This is a genomic window from Gordonia sp. NB41Y (assembly GCF_030718915.1).
GTDB lineage: Bacteria > Actinomycetota > Actinomycetes > Mycobacteriales > Mycobacteriaceae > Gordonia > Gordonia desulfuricans.
The window spans coordinates 786,159-805,230 of record NZ_CP132196.1 but is presented as its reverse complement, the minus strand read 5'-3'; the positions used below and the strand labels follow the sequence as shown (position 1 = coordinate 805,230).

Annotated in this window: 20 protein-coding genes; all 20 read left to right on the top strand. The window is 67.5% G+C overall.

Annotated features, from left to right (window positions below):
* Window positions 1-265 precede the first annotated feature (265 nt).
* Window positions 266-955 (top strand): HIT domain-containing protein, encoded by a 690-nt coding sequence (locus tag Q9K23_RS03415; protein ID WP_160319568.1) that lies wholly within the window; start codon window positions 266-268, stop codon window positions 953-955.
* Complete coding sequence (locus tag Q9K23_RS03410) at window positions 955-1,452, top strand: hypothetical protein (protein WP_020789749.1); 498 nt, start codon at window positions 955-957, stop codon at window positions 1,450-1,452. The genes Q9K23_RS03415 and Q9K23_RS03410 overlap by 1 nt, the downstream gene beginning before the upstream one ends.
* Window positions 1,445-2,488 (top strand): hypothetical protein, encoded by a 1,044-nt coding sequence (locus tag Q9K23_RS03405; protein ID WP_020789771.1) that lies wholly within the window; start codon window positions 1,445-1,447, stop codon window positions 2,486-2,488. The genes Q9K23_RS03410 and Q9K23_RS03405 overlap by 8 nt, the downstream gene beginning before the upstream one ends.
* Window positions 2,475-3,125 (top strand): terminase, encoded by a 651-nt coding sequence (locus tag Q9K23_RS03400; RefSeq protein ID WP_053776127.1) that lies wholly within the window; start codon window positions 2,475-2,477, stop codon window positions 3,123-3,125. Before Q9K23_RS03405 ends, Q9K23_RS03400 begins: the two co-directional genes overlap by 14 nt.
* Window positions 3,126-3,133: 8 nt before the next feature.
* The gene (locus Q9K23_RS03395; protein ID WP_020789747.1) at window positions 3,134-4,582 is read left to right on the top strand and encodes a phage portal protein; all 1,449 of its coding nucleotides are present in this window, start codon (window positions 3,134-3,136) and stop codon (window positions 4,580-4,582) included.
* On the top strand, window positions 4,582-6,414 hold the full coding sequence (locus Q9K23_RS03390; protein ID WP_053776128.1) for a hypothetical protein: 1,833 nt from the start codon (window positions 4,582-4,584) through the stop codon (window positions 6,412-6,414). Before Q9K23_RS03395 ends, Q9K23_RS03390 begins: the two co-directional genes overlap by 1 nt.
* Window positions 6,411-6,686: a hypothetical protein gene (locus Q9K23_RS03385; protein ID WP_053776129.1), complete on the top strand. Its 276-nt coding sequence runs from the start codon at window positions 6,411-6,413 to the stop codon at window positions 6,684-6,686. The genes Q9K23_RS03390 and Q9K23_RS03385 overlap by 4 nt, the downstream gene beginning before the upstream one ends.
* A gap of 173 nt (window positions 6,687-6,859) precedes the next feature.
* The gene (locus Q9K23_RS03380; protein WP_053776130.1) at window positions 6,860-7,498 is read left to right on the top strand and encodes a hypothetical protein; all 639 of its coding nucleotides are present in this window, start codon (window positions 6,860-6,862) and stop codon (window positions 7,496-7,498) included.
* A gap of 50 nt (window positions 7,499-7,548) precedes the next feature.
* Window positions 7,549-8,505, top strand: coding sequence for a major capsid protein (locus tag Q9K23_RS03375; protein WP_053776131.1), 957 nt, complete (start codon window positions 7,549-7,551; stop codon window positions 8,503-8,505).
* Between the two features lie 14 nt (window positions 8,506-8,519).
* A complete protein-coding gene (locus Q9K23_RS03370; RefSeq protein WP_020789754.1) occupies window positions 8,520-8,795 on the top strand; it encodes a hypothetical protein in 276 nt (91 codons plus the stop codon).
* Window positions 8,796-8,798: 3 nt separating this feature from the next.
* The gene (locus Q9K23_RS03365) at window positions 8,799-9,194 is read left to right on the top strand and encodes a hypothetical protein (RefSeq protein ID WP_053776132.1); all 396 of its coding nucleotides are present in this window, start codon (window positions 8,799-8,801) and stop codon (window positions 9,192-9,194) included.
* Window positions 9,191-9,565: a hypothetical protein gene (locus tag Q9K23_RS03360; protein ID WP_020789772.1), complete on the top strand. Its 375-nt coding sequence runs from the start codon at window positions 9,191-9,193 to the stop codon at window positions 9,563-9,565. The genes Q9K23_RS03365 and Q9K23_RS03360 overlap by 4 nt, the downstream gene beginning before the upstream one ends.
* Window positions 9,566-9,567: 2 nt before the next feature.
* Complete coding sequence (locus Q9K23_RS03355; protein WP_305950389.1) at window positions 9,568-9,894, top strand: hypothetical protein; 327 nt, start codon at window positions 9,568-9,570, stop codon at window positions 9,892-9,894.
* A gap of 21 nt (window positions 9,895-9,915) precedes the next feature.
* Window positions 9,916-10,218, top strand: coding sequence for a hypothetical protein (locus Q9K23_RS03350; protein WP_053776154.1), 303 nt, complete (start codon window positions 9,916-9,918; stop codon window positions 10,216-10,218).
* Window positions 10,218-10,730 carry a hypothetical protein gene (locus Q9K23_RS03345; RefSeq protein ID WP_020790790.1) on the top strand — a complete coding sequence of 171 codons (513 nt, stop codon included), beginning with the start codon at window positions 10,218-10,220 and terminating at the stop codon, window positions 10,728-10,730. The genes Q9K23_RS03350 and Q9K23_RS03345 overlap by 1 nt, the downstream gene beginning before the upstream one ends.
* Window positions 10,731-10,860: 130 nt before the next feature.
* Complete coding sequence (locus Q9K23_RS03340; protein WP_020790787.1) at window positions 10,861-11,439, top strand: hypothetical protein; 579 nt, start codon at window positions 10,861-10,863, stop codon at window positions 11,437-11,439.
* Window positions 11,440-11,465: 26 nt separating this feature from the next.
* A complete protein-coding gene (locus Q9K23_RS03335; RefSeq protein WP_020790789.1) occupies window positions 11,466-11,915 on the top strand; it encodes a hypothetical protein in 450 nt (149 codons plus the stop codon).
* Between the two features lie 170 nt (window positions 11,916-12,085).
* Window positions 12,086-12,382 carry a hypothetical protein gene (locus tag Q9K23_RS03330; RefSeq protein WP_053776134.1) on the top strand — a complete coding sequence of 99 codons (297 nt, stop codon included), beginning with the start codon at window positions 12,086-12,088 and terminating at the stop codon, window positions 12,380-12,382.
* Between the two features lie 24 nt (window positions 12,383-12,406).
* Complete coding sequence (locus Q9K23_RS03325; RefSeq protein ID WP_053776135.1) at window positions 12,407-18,220, top strand: phage tail tape measure protein; 5,814 nt, start codon at window positions 12,407-12,409, stop codon at window positions 18,218-18,220.
* Window positions 18,217-19,071, top strand: coding sequence for a hypothetical protein (locus Q9K23_RS03320; protein ID WP_020789407.1), 855 nt, complete (start codon window positions 18,217-18,219; stop codon window positions 19,069-19,071). Before Q9K23_RS03325 ends, Q9K23_RS03320 begins: the two co-directional genes overlap by 4 nt.
* Window position 19,072 lies beyond the last annotated feature (1 nt).

Below are 19,072 nucleotides of genomic sequence, written 5' to 3'. Positions count from 1 at the left end.
CGTGGGACGGCGAGCTCGACGTGCTGTGCCGCTCCTGCAACAGCCGGAAAGCCAAGCGCACACAGGACGCCCTCCGCGAGGCCGTGAAGACTCGCACGGGTGTTCGAAATGGCGCGCGTCCGGCCCTCGGGGTGGGGGGTGCCCCCCGTGCCCGTAGGGGGCGGACGCCGCGGGGGAGGGCTCTGAAAGGCGCGGAGGGTCCAAGACGACCGGCGGGCGGTGATGCGCGGTGATCGGGTTCACGCTCCGGGTCCTCGGTCGGGAGGTGCTCGAGTTCTATGCCGGTCATCCGGAAGCTCGGGACAGTTCCTCGTCGTCCTCGGAGGACTCACTGTTGAACTCCCACACGGAGCCAACCTTCGGATTCGTCAGGGCGGGAATCGAGTTCGAAGAACCAGATCCCAGACTGCGACGACGCACCAACTTGACTGCGACGACGCACCAACTTGGAGGTCCAGTGACCATCTCCGCTGAAGACCTCGACCTGCGGGCTGGCTGCGTGTTCTGCGAGAAGATTCACCGCAAGGACGGCGATCTGCTCCACGACCAGTCCCGGCCGGTCGTCTCGTTCACCCCCTTGAACCCGGTCACCGAGGGGCACCGGCTGTTCGTGCCGACCTGGCATTGCGAACACCCCAACCCGAATGGCGTTGCCGCCGCGGTCCGTTCGGCCACCCGGTATGTCGAGAGCGAGCAGATCGCCGACTACAACCTGATCACCAGCTCCGGCGCGCTCGCCTCACAGACGATCGCACACCTGCACGTGCACCTGGTGCCGCGCCGGGTCGACGACGGGCTGATGCTGCCGTGGTCGATGCAGGCAATCGGGGAGTTTGCGGAGATCGACGATCTGATCTCCAAGTTGAACCTGATCTCCAAGTTCAACGTCTGGCCGAATCCGTTGCTGATCTGCCCGGACCAGTCGCGCTCGTGGCCTGATCCGGCGGTGACCTGATGGCCGGCCACGGTGGTGCTCGGAATCGATCTGGGCCGACAGCGAACCCGGCGTCGGCGCGGTCGGATGCCCGCGACGTCAGGGCGAAGCGTCTGCAGGTCGGTGGGTACGTCGGCGACTTCCCTCCGATCGCTGACCTGCTGCCCGATGCGACCGAGCGGGAGGGGGAGGTGTGGGCCGGGCTGTGGCGCACTCCGCAGGCCTCGCAGTGGATCCTCGAGGAGTGGCGCTGGCGGACTGTCGCCATGTACGTGCGGTGGCTCGTGAAGGCCGAGGCTCCAGACGCGAAGGCTGTCGCGATCACTGCGGCGCAACGTCTCGCTGATCAGATTGGGATGACGCCGGCCGGGCTCAAGGAGAACGGCTGGCTGATCGTCTCCGACCTCGCTCCCGATCACCAGGACCAGCAGGAGAAGCACGGTGCGGCGAAGCGCGGGACCTCGCGGACGAATGGTGGTGGGAAGCGGATGACCGCGGTGCGGGGTCGCCGTGACTGACGAGTGGGTGGTGGATTGGCCGACACTCGGTCACCTGCACGACAAGTGGGTGCAGGCGCACTGCTCGGTGCCAGACGGGTTCGATCAGGGGATGCCGTTCAATTGGTCGGACTGGCAGTTCTGGTGTGCCGCAAACCATTACCGGGTTCGGACGACGGCGAAGTGGAAGCCGGATCGGCCGATGATGTCGCAGGCCTTCACCTACCGACGATCATTGGTCGTGGGTCCGCAGAAGTCAGGTAAGGGCCCGTGGGCGTCGACCATTGTCGCGATCGAGGCAGTCGGCCCGTCCCTGTTTGCGGGCTGGGCGCAGGGTTCGGGGGATGACGGGTATGCGTGCTCGGACTGGGGCTGTGGCTGCGGCTTCGAGTACGCGTACGAGGCGGGTGACCCGATGGGGATGCCGCATCCGACGCCGCTGATCCAGCTCACCGCCACGTCAGAGGACCAGGTCGACAACGTGTACCGGCCGCTACGCACGATGATCAAGAACGGTCCGCTCGCGGATCTGATGCTGATCCGGGAGAGCTTCATCCGGTTGCCCGGGGAGGACAACCGGATCGACATCGTGACCGCGTCGGCGAACTCCCGGCTGGGCAACCCGATCTCGTTCGCGCTGCATGACGAGGACGGGCTGTACACCAAGGAGAACAAGCTGCTCAAGGTCGCCGAGACTCAGCGTCGCGGCGCGGCCGGCATGGACGGTCGGACGATGGCGACGACGAACGCGTGGGACCCGGCCGAGAACTCAGATGCGCAGCGCACGTGGGAATCTCAGGCCAAGGACGTGTTCAAGTTTTTCCGGCAGCCGCCGAAGGATCTGCGGTGGGACAATCGGCGTGACCGGCGGAAGATTCTGCAGCACGTGTATTCCGACTCCCCGTGGGTGACGATCCCCGCGGTGGAAGCGGAGGCCAACGACATCTCGGAGAACGACCCCGCTCAGGCCGAGCGCTTTTTCGGGAATCGTCTGGTGTCCGGCCGTGGTGCGTGGCTGGAGGACGGCCTGTGGGAGCGGGCGTATGCCCGTGCCTAAGACGAGCGCGATGGTGTGGCTGCCGAATCCGCCGCGCGGCACGCAGATCTGTGTGGGCTTCGACGGCTCGGAGTTCGACGACTGGACGGCCTTGCGCTGTCACACCCGGGCCGGGCGGTCGTTCACCCCGAGGTATGGGCCGTCGCGGCGGCCGACGATCTGGGACCCGGCCGAGTGGGGTGGCGAGATCCCGCGAGCCGAGGTGCATGCCGCCGTCGATGAGGTGTTCCGGCGGTGGCGGGTGGCACGCATGTACTGCGACCCGCAGGGCTGGTACTCCGAGATCGGCGCGTGGTCGTCGAAGCACGGCGAGAAGCGGGTCGTGGAGTGGCCGACGAACCGCGACAAGGCCATGTTCGAGGCGATCCGTCGCGTCGAGGTCGACCTGCGGTCCGGGACGATGACCCACGATGGGTGCCCGATCACCGCACGGCACGTCGGTAACGCGGTGAAGCTGGCTCGCACGCACCAGCGCTACATGATCGGCAAGCCGATCGGTGAGCACCACCGCAAGATCGACGCCGCGGTGGCCACGATCCTCGCGGCCGAGGCTGCCGGTGACGCCTCGAGTGTCGCTGACGGGTGGGACGCCGACGACCGACCCGAGATCTCAACTGTCATGTACGGATTCAACTAGGAGGGCCCGTGAAGTACGCCGAGGAGTGGCTGCAGACTGGCGTTGCCCAGCTGTTGGCCGCACAGCAGACGTTCGATCTCCGACAGGCGAACTACGAGGGCGAGCAGGATCTGCCGTATGCCCCGGAGGGCGTGTCGGCCGAGTACGAGACCCTGCGCCGGCAGGCGATCGCGAACTGGCTGCAGCCCGCGATGGACGCACCGGTGCAGCGCATGGAAGTGGAGTCGATCAGCGACGACGCCGGGAAGACCGACGTCGAGGCGTGGGCGCGGTGGGTGGCATTCGACTTGGAGACACGGCAGCGGGTCGTGTTCTCGCAGATGATGGTCCACGGCCGCGGCATCATGTCTGTGTCCAAGGCTCCGGGCGGGGCGAAGGCGCGCGTCGAGAACTGCCGGCGCGTGTATCTGCACCCACACCCGGAGGATCCGTTCGAGGTCCAGTTCGCGGTGAAGATGTGGGTGGAGAATGAGCGTCCACAGTCGGGGATCTGGTTGCCGACGACGGCGCAGGCTGCACTCGGTGCGAAGTACGTCGCGGTGGTCTACGACGACGTCGAGTGCGTGCGGTTCGAGAAGACCGGATCGGATGCGGTGGGCGGCTGGCAGGCGGTGTCCGCGGTGCGCCACGGACTCGGCGAGATCCCGTTCGTCGAGTTCGGCCACAATGTCGACGCCGATGGTGTGGGGCACACGGCGATCGACCAACTGATCCCGATGCAGGATGCGATCAACACGATCAGGTTCAACACCCTGCTCGCCATGCAGTTCAGTGCGTACCGTCAGCGCGTCGCTACCGGGTACGACCCCCTGTTGCGCAACGCATCCGGCGAAGTCATCTACGTCAAGGACGAGCACGGCAACGAGATCGTCGGCCCGGACGGTCAACCCGTGCCGCAACTACGTCCTGCTGGTCGGATCGGTGTGGACCGACTCCTGGTCTTCCCGGGCAAGGACACGAAGGTGTTCGACCTCGAGGAGTCGAACCTGCAGAACTACATCACCGTCTACAAGGCATTCCTCACCGACCTGTTCAGCAAGGCGCAGGTGCCGCCGCAGTATGCCCTCGATCGCATGAGCAACCTGTCCGGTGATGCGTTGGCCGGCGCAGAGGCCACCCTGACGTCGCTGGTGATGGATCTCAAGCGCGAGGCCAACTCCGGATTCCGGCGCGTGTTCCGTCTGATCGACTCCGCGCTCGGCGAGGAGCCTCGGAACCGTCGCACCGAGTGGGCCGACACCGAGCCGAAGTCGTTCGCGCAGATCGTCGATGGTGTGACGAAGCTGATCGCGTCGGACTTCCCGCGCCGCGGGGCTTACGACATGCTGCCCGGGGCGACTCCGACGAAGGTGGATGAGTGGATGCGCCAGTCCGATGAAGAGCGCGAGTCGAAGCTGTCGGCGCTGATGCTCGACCAATTCACCGCTGACCTCGGTGAGCAGCCGCAACTCGCCTGATGACCGCGGAGGAGGTGGCGCGCCGGTACTACTCGGAGCAGCGTCGCCTTACCGCGCGTGCTCTCGATGCGTCGGCATCGCTGTGGGGTGAGTTGCCGCCGGCGGACTTCGACGTCTGGTTCGCCGATCACGAGGCCGAGCTGGTCGGGATCATCACCTCCGCCCAGGGTGCGGTGGTCGACCAGAGTCTGGACTATGTCGGTGGTGCGCTCACCAGCAGTGGTGGTGATGTGGCACCGGACTTCGACGTCGACGCCTCGCAGCTCGTCGGCGTTGCGGGTGACGGTCGCCCGTTGGGGTCGCTGCTGTACGGCGCGGTCATCCACGCGCGCTCGGCGATTGCGGCGTATCCGGACGAGAAGGATCGGCGCAGTCCCGCGGTCCAGCGGCGAGCGTGGGCGGAGCAGGGGATCGCCGCGCTGATCACCCGTACCCAGACCGCGATCGCCGACGCCGGCCGTGTGGCCGCGGGGCTCGGGATCATTGCCCGCCCCGGTGTCGGATACGTGCGGATGCTCGCCGGTTCGTCGTGCTCGAGGTGTGCGGTCCTTGCCGGTCGTGTCTATCACTCGTCGATCGCGTTCGATCGGCATCCGGGGTGCGACTGCCGCCACGTCCCTCGCCATGCCGCCGATGAGTCCGCCGATCTCGCTGCGCTGGACGTCCGTGCGTACTTCGACTCGCTGTCGACCAGTGATCAGGACAAGAAGTTCACGAAGGCTGGCGCACAGGCGATCCGGGACGGTGCGGACCCGGCCCAGGTCGTCAACGCGCGGCGCGGTGCCGCCGGACTTCAGTCGGCGTCGGGCCGGGTCACCGATGCCGAGAAGGCGGCGATCCGTTCCGGTCGGCTCGAGCGGACCACGGTACCCGGTGGCCGGCAGCTGTCGACGACCTCGGAGGGCATGACCAGACGCGGGATCGCGTACAAGGTGATCGCGGACGGAGATGCGAAGCGCGAGGCGCAGATCAAGGCGGGGTCCCGGAAGCGGCTGATGCCCGAGGCCATCTACGAGGTTGCCGCCGACCGGGCCGAAGCCCTCGACCTGTTGCGCCGCAACGGATACCTCGGACCCGCCTCGGTCCCGTCGGCGAAGGGCCGCGGCGGATCGGGCCCGAACAACCCGAACCGGGCGGTGCCGCAACCGCGGTCGGCGACACCCGCGTGGATGGCTGTCAGCCGGAACGTGCCCGATGCCGATCGGCGTCGCATCACCAACGCGTTCGGCCGCGTGCCCGCCAACGTCACCGATCGGCTCGCCGCCGAGGGCCTGCGGTTCGCGGTCGGTCGCACGTTGTCGGATCTGCCGGACGCGCAGCTGGTGTCGAAGTGGTCGGGTCGCAAGACCGGGGACGGTCGGTCGCTCGAGACCACCTCGTTCTTCTCATCGTCCGACAGCGCTGTGATCATGTCGACGGATGGGCTGCACGGGTCAGTGTCTGTCGAGCTGCACGAGTACGGGCACGCCGTGGACGCGATGATGTTTCGGACCAATCCCATTGACGTCTCGATACAGGACCAGGGCGCGGCAAACCTGTTGGGTCCGATGCAGAAGATCGCGCAAGCCGAGCAGACGTACACGATCAACACGATCGTCGATGACCCGTACATTCAGTGGGGGCATGACCGTGTGCGAGCGACGGGCGCGCTCGAGTACTGGCGTCTCGGCAGCCTGGGCACCGCGAGGTCGGGCCGAGAGGAGTGGGTGGCCGAGGGGTTCGCAGCGGCCACGATCGGCGACCGGGAGGCGTTGTTGCGGATCTCCGGCGGTGACGAGGAGGCCGCCGATATGCTGGTGTGGTCGTTCCGTCGTCTGGGAGTGGTGCCATGATCCTGCCTGTGCTGGCGCTCGGTGGTGGCCGCTATCTCGATATGGGTGGTGACGTGGTTGTGGCGACTCGCCGCTACACACACGCGCAGGTCGCCCAGCAACGAGCCATGGACCCTGACTTCGACCCGGAACTGGCGGGGATGGCCGGCGCTACTTACCTCTCTGACGATGAGCGCGAGTACTGGGAACGTGTGGCTCGCGATGGTGGGCACGAACTGTCCGAGCTGCTCGTGCCGGACCTCGATGAAGGGTCCGCGACCAGCGGGCGGTGACGCGCCACCGCCGGTGATTGCGCCGCGGGTTGTCCACAGGCATACTGTGTCCGTTGGTTCCCTCATGCCCTGATGGCGTGAGGGTTTCGTCGTTTCTGGGTCCGTTGGCGTGATGCCGCGGGCCCTTTGTGCGTTCCAGGCCGGGAGATCCGGTCCGAGACGGAGGAACTCTGATGCGTTTCAATCATCGGCGCGTGGTCGCCGCAGTACTCCCGTTGGACAGCGACCTCGGTTCGCGTCCCCGGTTCGCCGGCCGAGCTCATCCACGTCGTGACGACGGTGGGCATCCCGGCGGTGCAGGTCAGGGTGGCGGTGAAGCTGGCGGCGCAGCCGGTGAAGGCGGTGAAGGCGGCGTCGGAACCGATTCTGGTGCAGGCGGTTCCGGTGACGACGAGTTCAAGTCGGAGCACTCGAAACAGGCTGTGCTCGCCGACCTCGCGGCCGCACGAGACGAGAACAAGACACTCAAGGACCGCATCACAGAGCTCGAGAATGCGAACAAGTCCGAGGATGAGAAGGCCCGCGAGCAGCGCGAGGCCACAGAGGTCACCGCACGCAACGATGCACGGTTCCGCGCTCAGTTCGCGGCGGCGAAAGAGGCCGGCCTGGACTTGTCCTGGGTGGAGCGTATCGCGGGTGGGACGCCCGAGGAGATGGCCGCGGATGCGAAGTCGCTCAAGGCCGACCTCGACGCGCGGGCCTCGGCTGGTGAGCGCACTGATGGTGCGGGCACGGCCGGTGCGGGCGGCGCGGTGGTGACCAGCCCCGGCATGGGCACGCTGACCGCGGCCTACAACACCAGCAAGAAGTAGCTTCCCGGCGGCCATAGCCCTCGGGTCACTAGAAGAAAGGACAGAGCGCTATGGCTCTCAGCCTCGCCCAATCGGCGGTCATCTCGACCAACCAGCTCTCCAAGGGTGTGCAGGAACTGTTCGTCCAGCTGAACCCGGTCCTCGACCGGATTCCGCTCATGACGATCCAGGGCAACGCCTTCGCCTACAACGAGGAGCTGACCCTCCCGGGCGTCGCATTCCGCGGGGTCAACGAGGCATACACCGAGTCGACCGGCACCTTCAACCAGAAGACCGAGTCGCTGGTCATCCTCGGTGGCGATGCCGATGTGGACCGCTTCATCCAGCAGACCCGGTCGAATCTGAACGACCAGCGTGCCGAGCAGACCAAGCTCAAGGTCAAGGCCCTGAGCTACAAGTTCTCGGACCACTTTTTCAACGGTGACGTCACCGTGGACACCAAGGGCTTCGACGGAATCAAGAAGCGCCTCACCGGGTCCCAGGTCATCGACACCGCCACCAACGGCCTGCCGATCGTCGGCAGCTCGACGTCGGACTCGCACGCATTCTTCGACAAGCTCGACGAGCTGATCGCCGCGGTGCCAGGCATCGACGGCTCCAACGGCGCGCTGTACGCGAACAGCTCGGTCATCGCGAAGGTCAAGTCGGCCGGCCGTCGCATCGGCGGTGTCGACATCGTCAAGGAGGACCTGACCGGAAAGCGCGTCGTCCAGTACAACGGCATCCCGATCCTCGACCCGGGTAGCACCGCCGCCGGCGCTTCGGTCCTCACGCAGACTGAGACCCAGGGCAGCAGCTCCGTCGCGTCGTCGATCTACGCCGTCCGGTTCGGTGGCAGCGAGGGTGACCATGCCGTGACCGGCCTGACCAACGGCGGCGTCCAGGTCTACGACCTGGGCGAGCTGCAGGAGAAGCCCGCCCTGCGTACCCGGATCGAGTTCTACGTCGGTCTCGGTGTGTTCGGCGGCAAGGCCGCGGCCCGCCTGCGCGGCGTCCTCAACGGCTGAACGGAGACAATCTCATGGCAGAAGACAAGACCACCGAAGACACCACCGCCGACGTCGAGAACACCCCGGGCGTGGACGACGCGTCGACGGGGGAGGGCACCGACGAGACCTCGGCTGCGGCTCCCGACGCCGGCAGCAAGACGACCAAGTCGCGCGCGACCAAGGCGCGAGCGGCGAAGCCCAAGGAGCGGTTCGAGAAGTTCCGCACCACCGGACCAACCGGTGCGGTGTTCGAGATCGAACGCAACCTCGAGACCGGCGAGCAGACCACGACCCCCGTCGAGGACTGACCGATGACCACCCCCGTCTCGCTCGTCACGCCGCAACTGGTGTGCACGACGACGGCTCTGCCGCTGCCCGCAGCTGACAGTGCCGAACTCGCCCAGCTCGAGGTGCTGTGCGAGCGGGCGGCGGGGGTGATCCGGTCGCGCGTCGTGGCCGTCGACGCGCGGATCACTGCAGGCTCGCTGCAGATGAGTCTCGTGCAGGGCGTGGCAACCGACATGGTGATCGCGGCACTGGAGAATCTGGACCTTGGATTCCGTAACACCGGTGAGCAGTACCCGGAGATCCACACCACCAACGTCGCCGCGGGCAACCGGCTGACGGTCGAGATGACCGCCGCCCAGCTCGACCAGCTCGCCCCGCCGTCGCCGACGGCCGGCGTCTACAACGTGCCGCTCGGATGATCAGCTTCCCCGAGGACTGGGCGATTCGGCCGCCTCGGCCGACGATCACCGACCCCTCGACGGGCAACCCGATCCCCGGGCCGCGGCCTGATCCCATCGCGGTGAAGGCGTCCCTCGAGGAACGGTTCCCTCGGCCGGATCAGCGTCAGGTCGGCACAGCGATCGTCGATGAGGCGTGGCTACTGGTCGAGCCTGCCGCCGAGACGAAGGTACCGGGCGGTATCACCAAGGACCACAAGGTGATCGGCCCGGACGGCACGGTCTGGTCGATCGTGCGTCTACCTCGACCTCGGCGGCGGCGTCGCGTCGGCGCACCCACCCGATACATCGCACTCGTCATCCGAACCGCCACAGACATCAAGGAGAAGTGACCATGACAGACCTCGCGAAGCCCAAAGCGCAGCCCGCCGAGGACCCGGAGCTCGTCGACTGGATCGACGAGGACGGTAATCGGCATCGTGGGGCGCGCAACGGCAGCGCTTACGTCGAGTTCGTTGGCCGTTGGCTCGCCGCCGAACGCACCCACAAGGCCGAGCTGTCCGTCGCCACCGAGGCGGTCGCGGCGTTGACCTCCGACGTCGCGCCGACCAACGAGCCGCCGAGCGTGCCCGAGACTGCCGCGACCGTCGGCGAGTCGGCCGGTGCGGAGGGCGACGCAGACAAGCCCGCCCGGTCGGCGGCGTCCGCGCGCCGTAAGTAGCTCGTCATGCCGAGCGGGTCGGTGTCTGTACGGTCCAGCCTCAACCGGGCACAAGCCGCCAAGGACGCCTACGAGTCGTCGACCGAGCAGCGCGCCGAGATCGCGCACCAGGCCGCCGACGACGCCCGCAGCACTGCGCCGATCCTGACCGGGGCCTACCGCGATGGCATGTCGGTGATCGTCGACGGATCGCACGTGATGATCGTCGACAACGACCCCGACGCGATCTACAAGGAGTACGGCACGTCATCGCGGCCGGCGCATCTCACGCTGACGTCGGCGGCTGCCACCTACGGCCGATACACCGGGTGGGGACGCAACTGATGGCGGCCACTCCCTTCACGATCCCGGCGACGCTGCATCCGGCGCTGCCATTCGCGCCGGGCGCGGCCCGGGAGTACCTGCGGTCGCAAGAGGACTTCATCGCTCTCGTCGGCGCTGACCCGTCGCTGGTCACCACGCGGGAGCTGCCCGACCCGCTCGAACGGCCGGTCGTCACGATCCAGGCCGGACTCAATCACCGCGAGAACATCTTGGCGCACAAGGTGCGTCTCATGATCTCGGTGTGGGTGCCGCCGATCGAGATCCTCGTCGACGGTGACCCACCGACTCCCAAGGACCCCGAGGAACTCGCCTGGGACATCGCATCCCTGTCAGGGCAACTCCTCGACATGCGTCGCTACATGGGCCAGGGCCCGTCATTCCAGTACCGCGGCGCGACGTGGCGTGGCACCTGGGATGACGGCCCGGTCACTCTCGTCGACACCGACCGAGGACCGAACCACCCGATCTATCGGGCGGTCATCCAGGTCGTGATGACTCTCGGCTCGAACTGAGCCGCAACGGACTTCACCCGTTTGGCGGGTGAATCTGGCCCCGGCCGGGGTTGTTGCTCGGCACTCCGGTCGGGGTCCCCCAACTCTCGTGCTCACAGCCGTGGGCGAATCACAGAACAGGAGGCTCCCTGTGAGCACTACCCCCGATTCCACGAAGGCCTATGTGTGGCAGGACGGTGACGCGTTCCGCGCGCCGGCCGGGACCGCGCTGCCGGCTGATCCGTTCACCGCCACTCTGCCGCTCGTCACCGGGACCGCGCCCGGGGTGACATGGAAGGCATACGGCGGTGTGCAGGCAGGGTTCGAGCAGACCCCCGACCAGGACATCAAGAAGCACAAGATCTTCAACAAGCGCGACAGCATCTACGCGATGTCGCGCGGTGCTCGCGAGGACACGGTCAAGTTCAAGGCCGTCGACTTTACCGCCGCGACCGTGCTCACCGCACTGTGCGGCGGCTCCATCGAGCAGATCGGCACCACCGGCATCTACAAGTGGGTGCAGGGCAGCGCGGAGGAGTTCTCACTGCTGTGGCGTCTCGGCGACCCGTCGAACGCCTCGATCAACCGGTTCGGCTTCTACTCCGAGCGTGCGACTCTGGCGACCCCGCCCCCGCGCACCTTCTCCGGTGACGACCTCGACGGGTTCCAGTTCGAGATCCTGTCGATCTCGCCGATGATCCCGATCTCGAACTACGACCCGCTGGCCTGACCCAGATCTGAGAGGAACCTCCGAGCATGCCGAGCAACAAGAAGTCCAGCAAAGCCGCCGCCGAACCCGACATGGATTCGACGGCGGCTTCCGCTGCACCACAAACAGAATCGTCGTCCACCGACGACACCGCGCGCCTGGACCTGATGGACTCGCTGCAGGTGGGCTCGCCGTCCCTCGCGCCGGTCCCGGTGACCTTCCGCGGCATCGACTTCGAGATCAACCGCTACTATCCGCCCGAGGTCATCTGGGAGTGGTCGGATCTGCAGCGCACGATCCCGGACGACCCCAAGGGGATCGAAGAGAGCAACCGGAAGCTCCTCGCGATCATCATCCCCGCAGAATGTCACGACAAGATCGACGAACTCCTCGCGGCAATCGCCGACCGGTCGATCCCTGAGGCCCGCCGCGTCTACGCCTTCATGAACCAGACGGCCGGACTCACCGACCGTGCGGGAAACCCGTTGGCGCTCTGACCTACCTGGAGTCTCTCCGGGATGGTTGGGGCGCTCTGACCCCCAGAGTCCGGCGCCAGTACGGACTCGATCTGCGGGCCGAGCTGCGGTCCTCGCCATGGCAGGACGTCGTCCTGCTGATCGACGATCTCCGGCCATCGTGGACCGAGGCCGACGAGAATGCCGCCCGAATGCTCGACGTCCTCAACTACTGGCTCGAGGCCGAGTACACGAAGTGGACGACCAGCCCGGACGAGGCGAAGCGGGCCGCGGCGCGGCCACGCAAACAGCCGCCGCCGATGCCGATCATCCGGCCTGTCGCGCACCGGCCGGCACCGGTGCATGCGGCAGCGATGCGCCGCTACGAGGCGCTCGTCGAGCGATACGACGCCGACGCGAAACCCGAATCGGATTCCGTTGGCCGTGGCGCGTTCCTGCAGGCGATGCAGGCCGCGCTCGGCGGCGCGTTCCCCGTTCAACCCCAGTGACCACAGACCAGGAGGTGAAACCCGATGCCCGGTGGGCGGATTGAGATCGACGTCGTCCTGAACAACAGTGACGTCGTCGACGCACTCGACGGGATGATGGCGTCCGCCGAGGACGCCGCGAAGACTGTGGGTGCCGCCATGCTGGCCGCGGTCACTGGTGGTGGCATCGTCGCCGGGCTGCAGCAGGTCGTGCAGCTCGGCATGGAGTTCGATTCGGTCCTCAACCAGATCCGGGGTGTGTCGGGGGCGACTGCGTCCGAGATGGATCAGATCTCGGACAAGGCTCGCGCGCTCGGTAACGACATGGCGTTGCCGGCGACGTCGGCGAGCACTGCCGCCGAAGCCATGCTTGAGCTCGCCAAGGGCGGGCTTAGCGTGCAGGAGTCGATGGACGCCGCGCGTGGCTCCCTCGCCCTCGCTGCGGCCGCCCAGATCGAGGCGGGGCAGGCCGCCGAGATCCAGGCGCAGGCCATCCAGACGTTCTCGTTGTCGGCGACCGACGCCGAGCATGTCGCCGACGTGCTGGCGAACACGGCGAACAAGTCGTCGTCGGAGATCACCGACATTGCCGAGGGTCTGCAGCAGTCGGGATCGGTTGCCGCCCAGTTCAACATGACTCTCGACGAGACCGCCGCCGCGCTCGGTGTCCTCGCCAACAACGGTATCCAGGGCTCCGATGCCGGCACCTTGCTCAAGTCGACGCTCCTCGCGCTGCAGGACACCGGTAAGCCGGCGACCGCGGCCATGGAAGAGCTCGGGGTCACCGTCTACGACGCGCAGGGCAAGTTCGTGGGCCTCGGGTCCATCATGGACGACCTCAAACGCGCCTCGGGCAGCCTCACCGAGGAGCAGTTCAACCAGGCGAGCGCGGTCCTTTTCGGCTCCGATGCAATGCGTTTGGCCGGGATCGCGGCCAAGGATGGTGCGGCCAGCTTCCGCGAGATGACGACCGCGGTCGGCGAGCAAGGTGGCGCGTCCAGGCTCGCTGCCGAGATGAACGCCGGCCTCCCTGGTGCGATGGAGAAGATCTCCAACGGTGCCGAGGCCGCGCAGCTCGCTCTCTACGAGCTGCTCCGCGGCCCGGTCACTGCGCTCGCGCAGTTCGGCGCGGACCGGCTGTCGTCGCTGGCGGACTGGATCGGCTCAGATCAGGTGACCAACGCCGCCCGGGAGCTCGGCGCGGCGCTCACGCCACTCGGCCAGGATCTCCGCCATATCGGCGAGGACGCGGTCGGTGCCGGTGGTGCCCTCACTGTCGCCGGGGAGGGAGCCAAGCAGACCGGGCAGCTCGCGATCGCCGGGCTCAAGCCGGTCCTCGGTGTGGTGCAGGGCGCGGTCAGTGGGTTCGCGGCGTTGCCCGCACCGGTGCAGACAGCGGCGCTCGCGATGGGGGCGTTCGCTCTCGCTCGAGGTCGGGTGACCCGTGCGGTGTCGGCGGCCGCTGCCGGTGACGCGGCGCAGCGCGGTCGGTTCATGAACGGTGCGATGGCGTTGCGGCAGTTCGGCGGCGAGATGCGCACCCAGAACGCGCTCTACGGCCAGTCGATGGCCGCCCAGAACCGATACGGCCAGAGCCTGACTCGGATGCAGCAGGTCCAGGCCGCCTACCGCACCTCCACGATCTCCTCGGTCGCCGCGATGCGGGGCTTCACCGATCAGGTCGGCGCAGTCCGTCGTGGGGCGGCGGCGGCTGGTCAGCCGATCGGTCGTCTCGCTGGCACGATGCAGGCGCTTGGCGAGCGGGGCGGGAGTCTCGGCCGGATCGGGTCGTCGTTCACGACCGCGGCGGCCGGTGCGACCCGATTCTCGACTGCGGCCGGCCTTGCGGCCGGTGCGGGGACCGCAGTGAAGGTTGGTGCGGGCGGTCTGGTCTCGGCCCTCGGTGGGCCGATGGGCCTCGCTCTCGGCGCCGCGGCGATCGGCCTCTCGATGTACTCGCAGAAGCAGGCCGAGGCTGCGCAGCGTGCCGCCGAGCATAAGCAGGTGGTCGATGGCCTGGCCGCGTCGATCAACGCCCAGACTGGTGCGCTCAGCCAGACCGGTGTGGCGCAGGTCGAGCAAGGGCTGCGGGACAAGAAGTTCGGCCCGAACAATCCGTACGATCTCCTGGCGCAGAACAAGGACCTCGGCGTCTCGGCACAGCAGTTCACCCAGGCCGCCTCCGGCCAGGCCGAGGCCATCGACCAGGTGAACGCCGCCCTGAACGATCAGGTCAAGTCGTCGCTGACCGCGTCGAAGTCGTGGAATCAGAACAAGTCCATCCTCGAGGGCGCAGGGGTATCGGCCGATGTGCTGACCCAGGCGTTGCGGGGCAACAAGGATGCCATCGAGAAGGTCGAGATCGCCGGTGCCGGCAACTTCGGTATCGACACTTTCCGCAAGGGCCTCGACGACACTGGTCGGTCCGCGGCTGAGCTCGGCTCGCAGGTCGACAAGGCCAACGGGTCCCTCTCGGAGGCGCAACGGCAGGCGCTGTCGCAGCAGGAAGCGCTCCTCAAGGCCGATCCCGCCGCCCGTCAGCTCGCCGACGCCATGGACGTCCTGGGTGACAAGACCGCGACCGCCGGTGACCGCGCGACTGCGCTCAAGTCGGCCCTCGACATCCTCTCCGGTGGTGCCGAGGCCGTCGACGCGGCCCGCGGTATGGGCCTCGCCGAGGTCGAGAAGCTGCCCGGACTGTGGCAGTCCGCGGCGGACGCGGCCGGCGGGTACGGCGCGATCATCGACGAGTCCACCGGACGTATCCGCGTGGACTCCGAGGCGACCCGGGCGCTGTCCTCGTCGATCGGCGATGTCAAGAACTCGATGAACCAGGCGGCACAGGCCGCCTACGAGTATGCGCTGAAGACCGGGCAGGGCCAGGAGGGTGCGCAGCAGGCGGCAATCGTTGCTTCCCAGGGGATCTACGACGGATTCATGAAGACCGCCGAGGCTGCTCGCGCTGCCGGTGTCGACGTCGACGGACTGCTCGCGTCGATGAATCTGCTGCCGCCTGAGAAGCTGGTGCAGGTCCTCGCCCCGGGCGCAGATGCGACGACCGCTGAGATCGCGCTGATCAAGAACCGGCTCGACGGCGTGCCGAACAACGTGGCGATCAAGGTCGAGTCGATCTCCGATGACGCCAAGGCGAAACTGCAGGACATCGGCGTCACGGTGAACACCCTGCCTGATGGTCGGGTAGAGGTGATTGCGTCCACCGATGACGCTCGCACCAGGATCAACCAACTGCTGCAACCCGAGACGAAGACGGTCAACGTCGTCTTGGGGGATGTGACCGGTGGGTATGTCGGCTACACCCAACCGGCGAACAACACCGGCAGGTCGGCGTTCCCCGGTGACTCGGGTCCGCGGACAGGGGGAGGTCGTGCGTCCGGCGGACCGATCGGGTATGCGGTCGGTGGTGGCATCGGCCGCGACGGTGCGATCCGTGGACCGGGCACGGGCACGTCGGACTCGATCCGCACGTGGGCACCGATCGGCGGGCACGTGTTCACCGCCCGCGAGACCGAAGCTGCCGGTGGACATGACGGAATCCGGATGGCTCTGGCGGCGCTGGCATCCGGCCAGCCGGCGCGTCCGGTACGGCGGTCTGCGGGCGGGTCGATGCAGCGCGTCGCGCTGTCCAACGGTGAGCACTTCGCCACCCCCGAGCAGGTTGAGGCCGCGGGCGGCCATGCCGCGATCCTGCAGCTGCGCCGCAACCTGAGCAGCCCGTCGATGCGTCGCGGCCCGGACCTCGGCGCGCCTGGCGCGCTCGTCGGCGGCCTGCTCGCGATGCTGCAGCGCGGCGACTACGACGGTTCGTGGGCGACGTACGCGGGGATCGAAGAGGACAACCCGTTGGTGCAGTTCCTGTTGTCTCGGCGTGCCGGGCAGCAGGATTCGCCGCTGACGTCGGCGCGAAAGGACCTGGCGGCGATCGCCTCTGGTGGTGCGGGTCTCCTGCGTGGGCAGTACCTGCCGGGGTTGTCGGACCGGTTCTTCCTCGAGGAAGACAATCCGCTCGTCGCCGCGATCCTCGGGATGCGTCATCCCGCACAAGGTTTGGCGCTCGGCGGTGTTGTGCGTTCGGAGCAGGTCGGTAAGGCCAACGACGGCCTGCCCTATGTTACCGGTGCCCGCGACTGCTCGATGTGGGTGTCGTGGATGGTCGCCGCGGCGAAGGGTGAACCGCTGGCCCGTCTGTTCACCACCTACTCGCTGTTGGGTGGGCAGACCGCGGGCCTGGTGCCGGGTGCGTCGCGCTCGGATCTCCTCACCGTCGGCACGTCGCAGGAACACATGGCGGCGACGGTGATGACCGCGCAGGGCCCGGTGAACACCGAGTCTGGCGGCAATTCGTCGCCGTCGCAGGTGCGGTGGGGACGAGGTGCGGCCGGCGCATTCGACGGCCAGTTCAGCCACCGCTACCACCTGCCGATCAATCTGATCAATCCGCAGCCCACGAAGGAGGCGCTGCCGACGAACTCGGCGTCGCCCTACATTCCAGACGCTGTCGCCAACCGGCGAGACCAGGCGCGCATCTCCGGCGAGGGCGACGACACCTCCGATCAGCGGCAGTACATCGAGCCGCCGACCCCGCCGAAGCTCGAGGACGTGGCGGCCGAGGCCGCGAAGATCGGCGTACGTGGTCTGCTGGAGACGTTCGGCCTGGAGAACTCGATCCTCGCCAACCCTGAACAGTCGACGATCGGGCAGGCCCTGACGATCGCGCAGAACACCGAGCGGTACCGCAACGAGCAGGGGCAGGCCCCAACCGCCGACACCGCGTCCGACGTGGACGTGCAGGCCCTCAAGGAGAAGTACGAGCGCGAAAAGCTCGACCGCAAACAGCAGTACGAGCGCGACCAGGCCGAGATCAAGGCTCAGAACAAGGACACCAACGAGCGCGAACGCAAACTCCTCGAGCTCAAGCAGCAGCACGACCGCGCCGACCTCGACGCGAAGCAGGCCTACGACCGGGAGAAGGCCACCGCCAAGTCGTCCACCTCGGATGCCGACGTGGCCAACCAGACCAACAACTGGGGTGCGTCGTCGCACATCTCGACTCAGCCCGAGGTCACCGACCCCTACAGCCTGGTCGACTCCGCGCCCTACGATCCGGCTCTCGGCGCGAAGCAGTGGGAGAAGGAGGCGGCGGCGGCGCTGCGGATCGCAGGCATGACGGTCAGCACCTGGAAGGACAAGATGATCGCCCAGGGTGACATCGAGTCCAAGGGTGATCCGAAGGCGGTCGGGCCGGGATCGTCGGACGGATCGCCGCAGGGCTGGATGCAGGTGAAGCCGCCGACGTTCGCCGCGTTCCGTGACCCGAAGCTGCCCGACGATCCGTTCAATGTGCTCGCCAACGCGGTCGCATCGGCCCGCTACTCGGTCAAGCAGTATGACGGGCAGCCGCCGTGGCCGACGACCGCCGGATACGCCAACGGTGGCCTGTATCCGATGCGTGGGGACAAGGCGTCGATCGTCGCCCCTCAGACGTGGCGGGTGGTGGGGGATCGGCCTGTCGCCGACGAGTTTTTCATCCCGGACACCGATGACCCGCAGCATGTGGCGATCGGTGCCGAGTGGGCCCGCCGCCGCGGCTACCAGCTGGTGCAGATGCACGCCGATGGTGGGATCGCCGCGCGTGCGGCAGGTGGTCAGGCCGGTGTCGCCACCGCGCTGGCCGAGCCTCGTGTCCTCGAGGAACACCACCATCAGGGAGCCCAATACAGCTATGCGGGACCGGCTTCCGACGTGGACGCGTTCTTCCGTGGCGCACGCCGCCACGACAACATCGTCCGCCAGGGTGCGGGCATCACCAGGGTTGGACGGAAGGGATCGGTCCGTCGATGACCTACCGCGGCACTCGGCTCGTCGACGACACGATCGTGCGTCTCTACGACTGGCGTGGCACCGGCGACTTCGTCGAGCTATCCGGGCCTCGCCAGCACGTGCACGGCGCACAGCTCCTCGAGGGCGTGGGCGGGTTGTGGGAGCCGCCGATCACGCTGATCGAGATCAAGACCGCGCGCCTGCCCGGCGCGATCCCGGTGACGGTGCGCGTCGAGAAGATCGAGATCGATCTGCCGACGATCATCCAGGGGCGGGACTCGATCGAGTGGCAGTGGTGGAACCGGCGGATCAACCGGATGCTCTCCGACAGCCACGACTCGCCGCTGGTCGTGTCCACCCTGCCGTGGGGGCCACGGTGGATGCCGGTCCGTAAGGCCGAGGCCTTGTCGGATCCGTTCGAGGAGGACCCGACCCTCGCCCTCACCCAGATCTGGAACTGGAAGCTCGTCGGCTACGACCCTGACTGGCGGTCCCGCACTCTCACCGCCGACTGGTCGAACAAGGGCGGCAGCGGGAACGGCCTGATGCGCATCGCCTACCGCGGTGACCGGCCGTCCTATCCGAAGTGGACGGGCAACGCCGGGAACTGGGTGCTGCAGCAGTCACCGGCCGGGTTGTGGAATCCGTTGCCACGCATGGCAGCAGGGGAGGAGTGGGTGGCCGACTCGCACCCGCTCGCCTTCCAGTTGCAGTCGACCCTCAACTCGGACAAATGGGAGGAGCTGCAGCGCGGGTTCACCACCCCGGTCACCGAGGAAGGCGAGCACGTGTTCGGTGTGCGCGTCGACGGCGGCACCGCCGCGCAATGCCAGCTCCGACTGGAGCAACGACACCGCCACCCGTGGGGCTGAT

What these genes read in the sequence shown, in the direction of transcription:
- Q9K23_RS03365 (WP_053776132.1), top strand. Translation starts at nt 8,799, where the DNA reads ATGACCACCCCCGTCTCGCTCGTCACGCCGCAACTGGTGTGCACGACG.
- Q9K23_RS03335 (WP_020790789.1), top strand. Translation starts at nt 11,466, where the DNA reads ATGCCGAGCAACAAGAAGTCCAGCAAAGCCGCCGCCGAACCCGACATG.
- Q9K23_RS03380 (WP_053776130.1), top strand. Translation starts at nt 6,860, where the DNA reads ATGCGTTTCAATCATCGGCGCGTGGTCGCCGCAGTACTCCCGTTGGAC.
- Q9K23_RS03410 (WP_020789749.1), top strand. Translation starts at nt 955, where the DNA reads ATGGCCGGCCACGGTGGTGCTCGGAATCGATCTGGGCCGACAGCGAAC.
- Q9K23_RS03345 (WP_020790790.1), top strand. Translation starts at nt 10,218, where the DNA reads ATGGCGGCCACTCCCTTCACGATCCCGGCGACGCTGCATCCGGCGCTG.
- Q9K23_RS03320 (WP_020789407.1), top strand. Translation starts at nt 18,217, where the DNA reads ATGACCTACCGCGGCACTCGGCTCGTCGACGACACGATCGTGCGTCTC.
- Q9K23_RS03390 (WP_053776128.1), top strand. Translation starts at nt 4,582, where the DNA reads ATGACCGCGGAGGAGGTGGCGCGCCGGTACTACTCGGAGCAGCGTCGC.
- Q9K23_RS03375 (WP_053776131.1), top strand. Translation starts at nt 7,549, where the DNA reads ATGGCTCTCAGCCTCGCCCAATCGGCGGTCATCTCGACCAACCAGCTC.
- Q9K23_RS03370 (WP_020789754.1), top strand. Translation starts at nt 8,520, where the DNA reads ATGGCAGAAGACAAGACCACCGAAGACACCACCGCCGACGTCGAGAAC.
- Q9K23_RS03330 (WP_053776134.1), top strand. Translation starts at nt 12,086, where the DNA reads ATGCTCGACGTCCTCAACTACTGGCTCGAGGCCGAGTACACGAAGTGG.
- Q9K23_RS03355 (WP_305950389.1), top strand. Translation starts at nt 9,568, where the DNA reads ATGACAGACCTCGCGAAGCCCAAAGCGCAGCCCGCCGAGGACCCGGAG.
- Q9K23_RS03400 (WP_053776127.1), top strand. Translation starts at nt 2,475, where the DNA reads ATGCCCGTGCCTAAGACGAGCGCGATGGTGTGGCTGCCGAATCCGCCG.
- Q9K23_RS03360 (WP_020789772.1), top strand. Translation starts at nt 9,191, where the DNA reads ATGATCAGCTTCCCCGAGGACTGGGCGATTCGGCCGCCTCGGCCGACG.
- Q9K23_RS03325 (WP_053776135.1), top strand. Translation starts at nt 12,407, where the DNA reads ATGCCCGGTGGGCGGATTGAGATCGACGTCGTCCTGAACAACAGTGAC.
- Q9K23_RS03385 (WP_053776129.1), top strand. Translation starts at nt 6,411, where the DNA reads ATGATCCTGCCTGTGCTGGCGCTCGGTGGTGGCCGCTATCTCGATATG.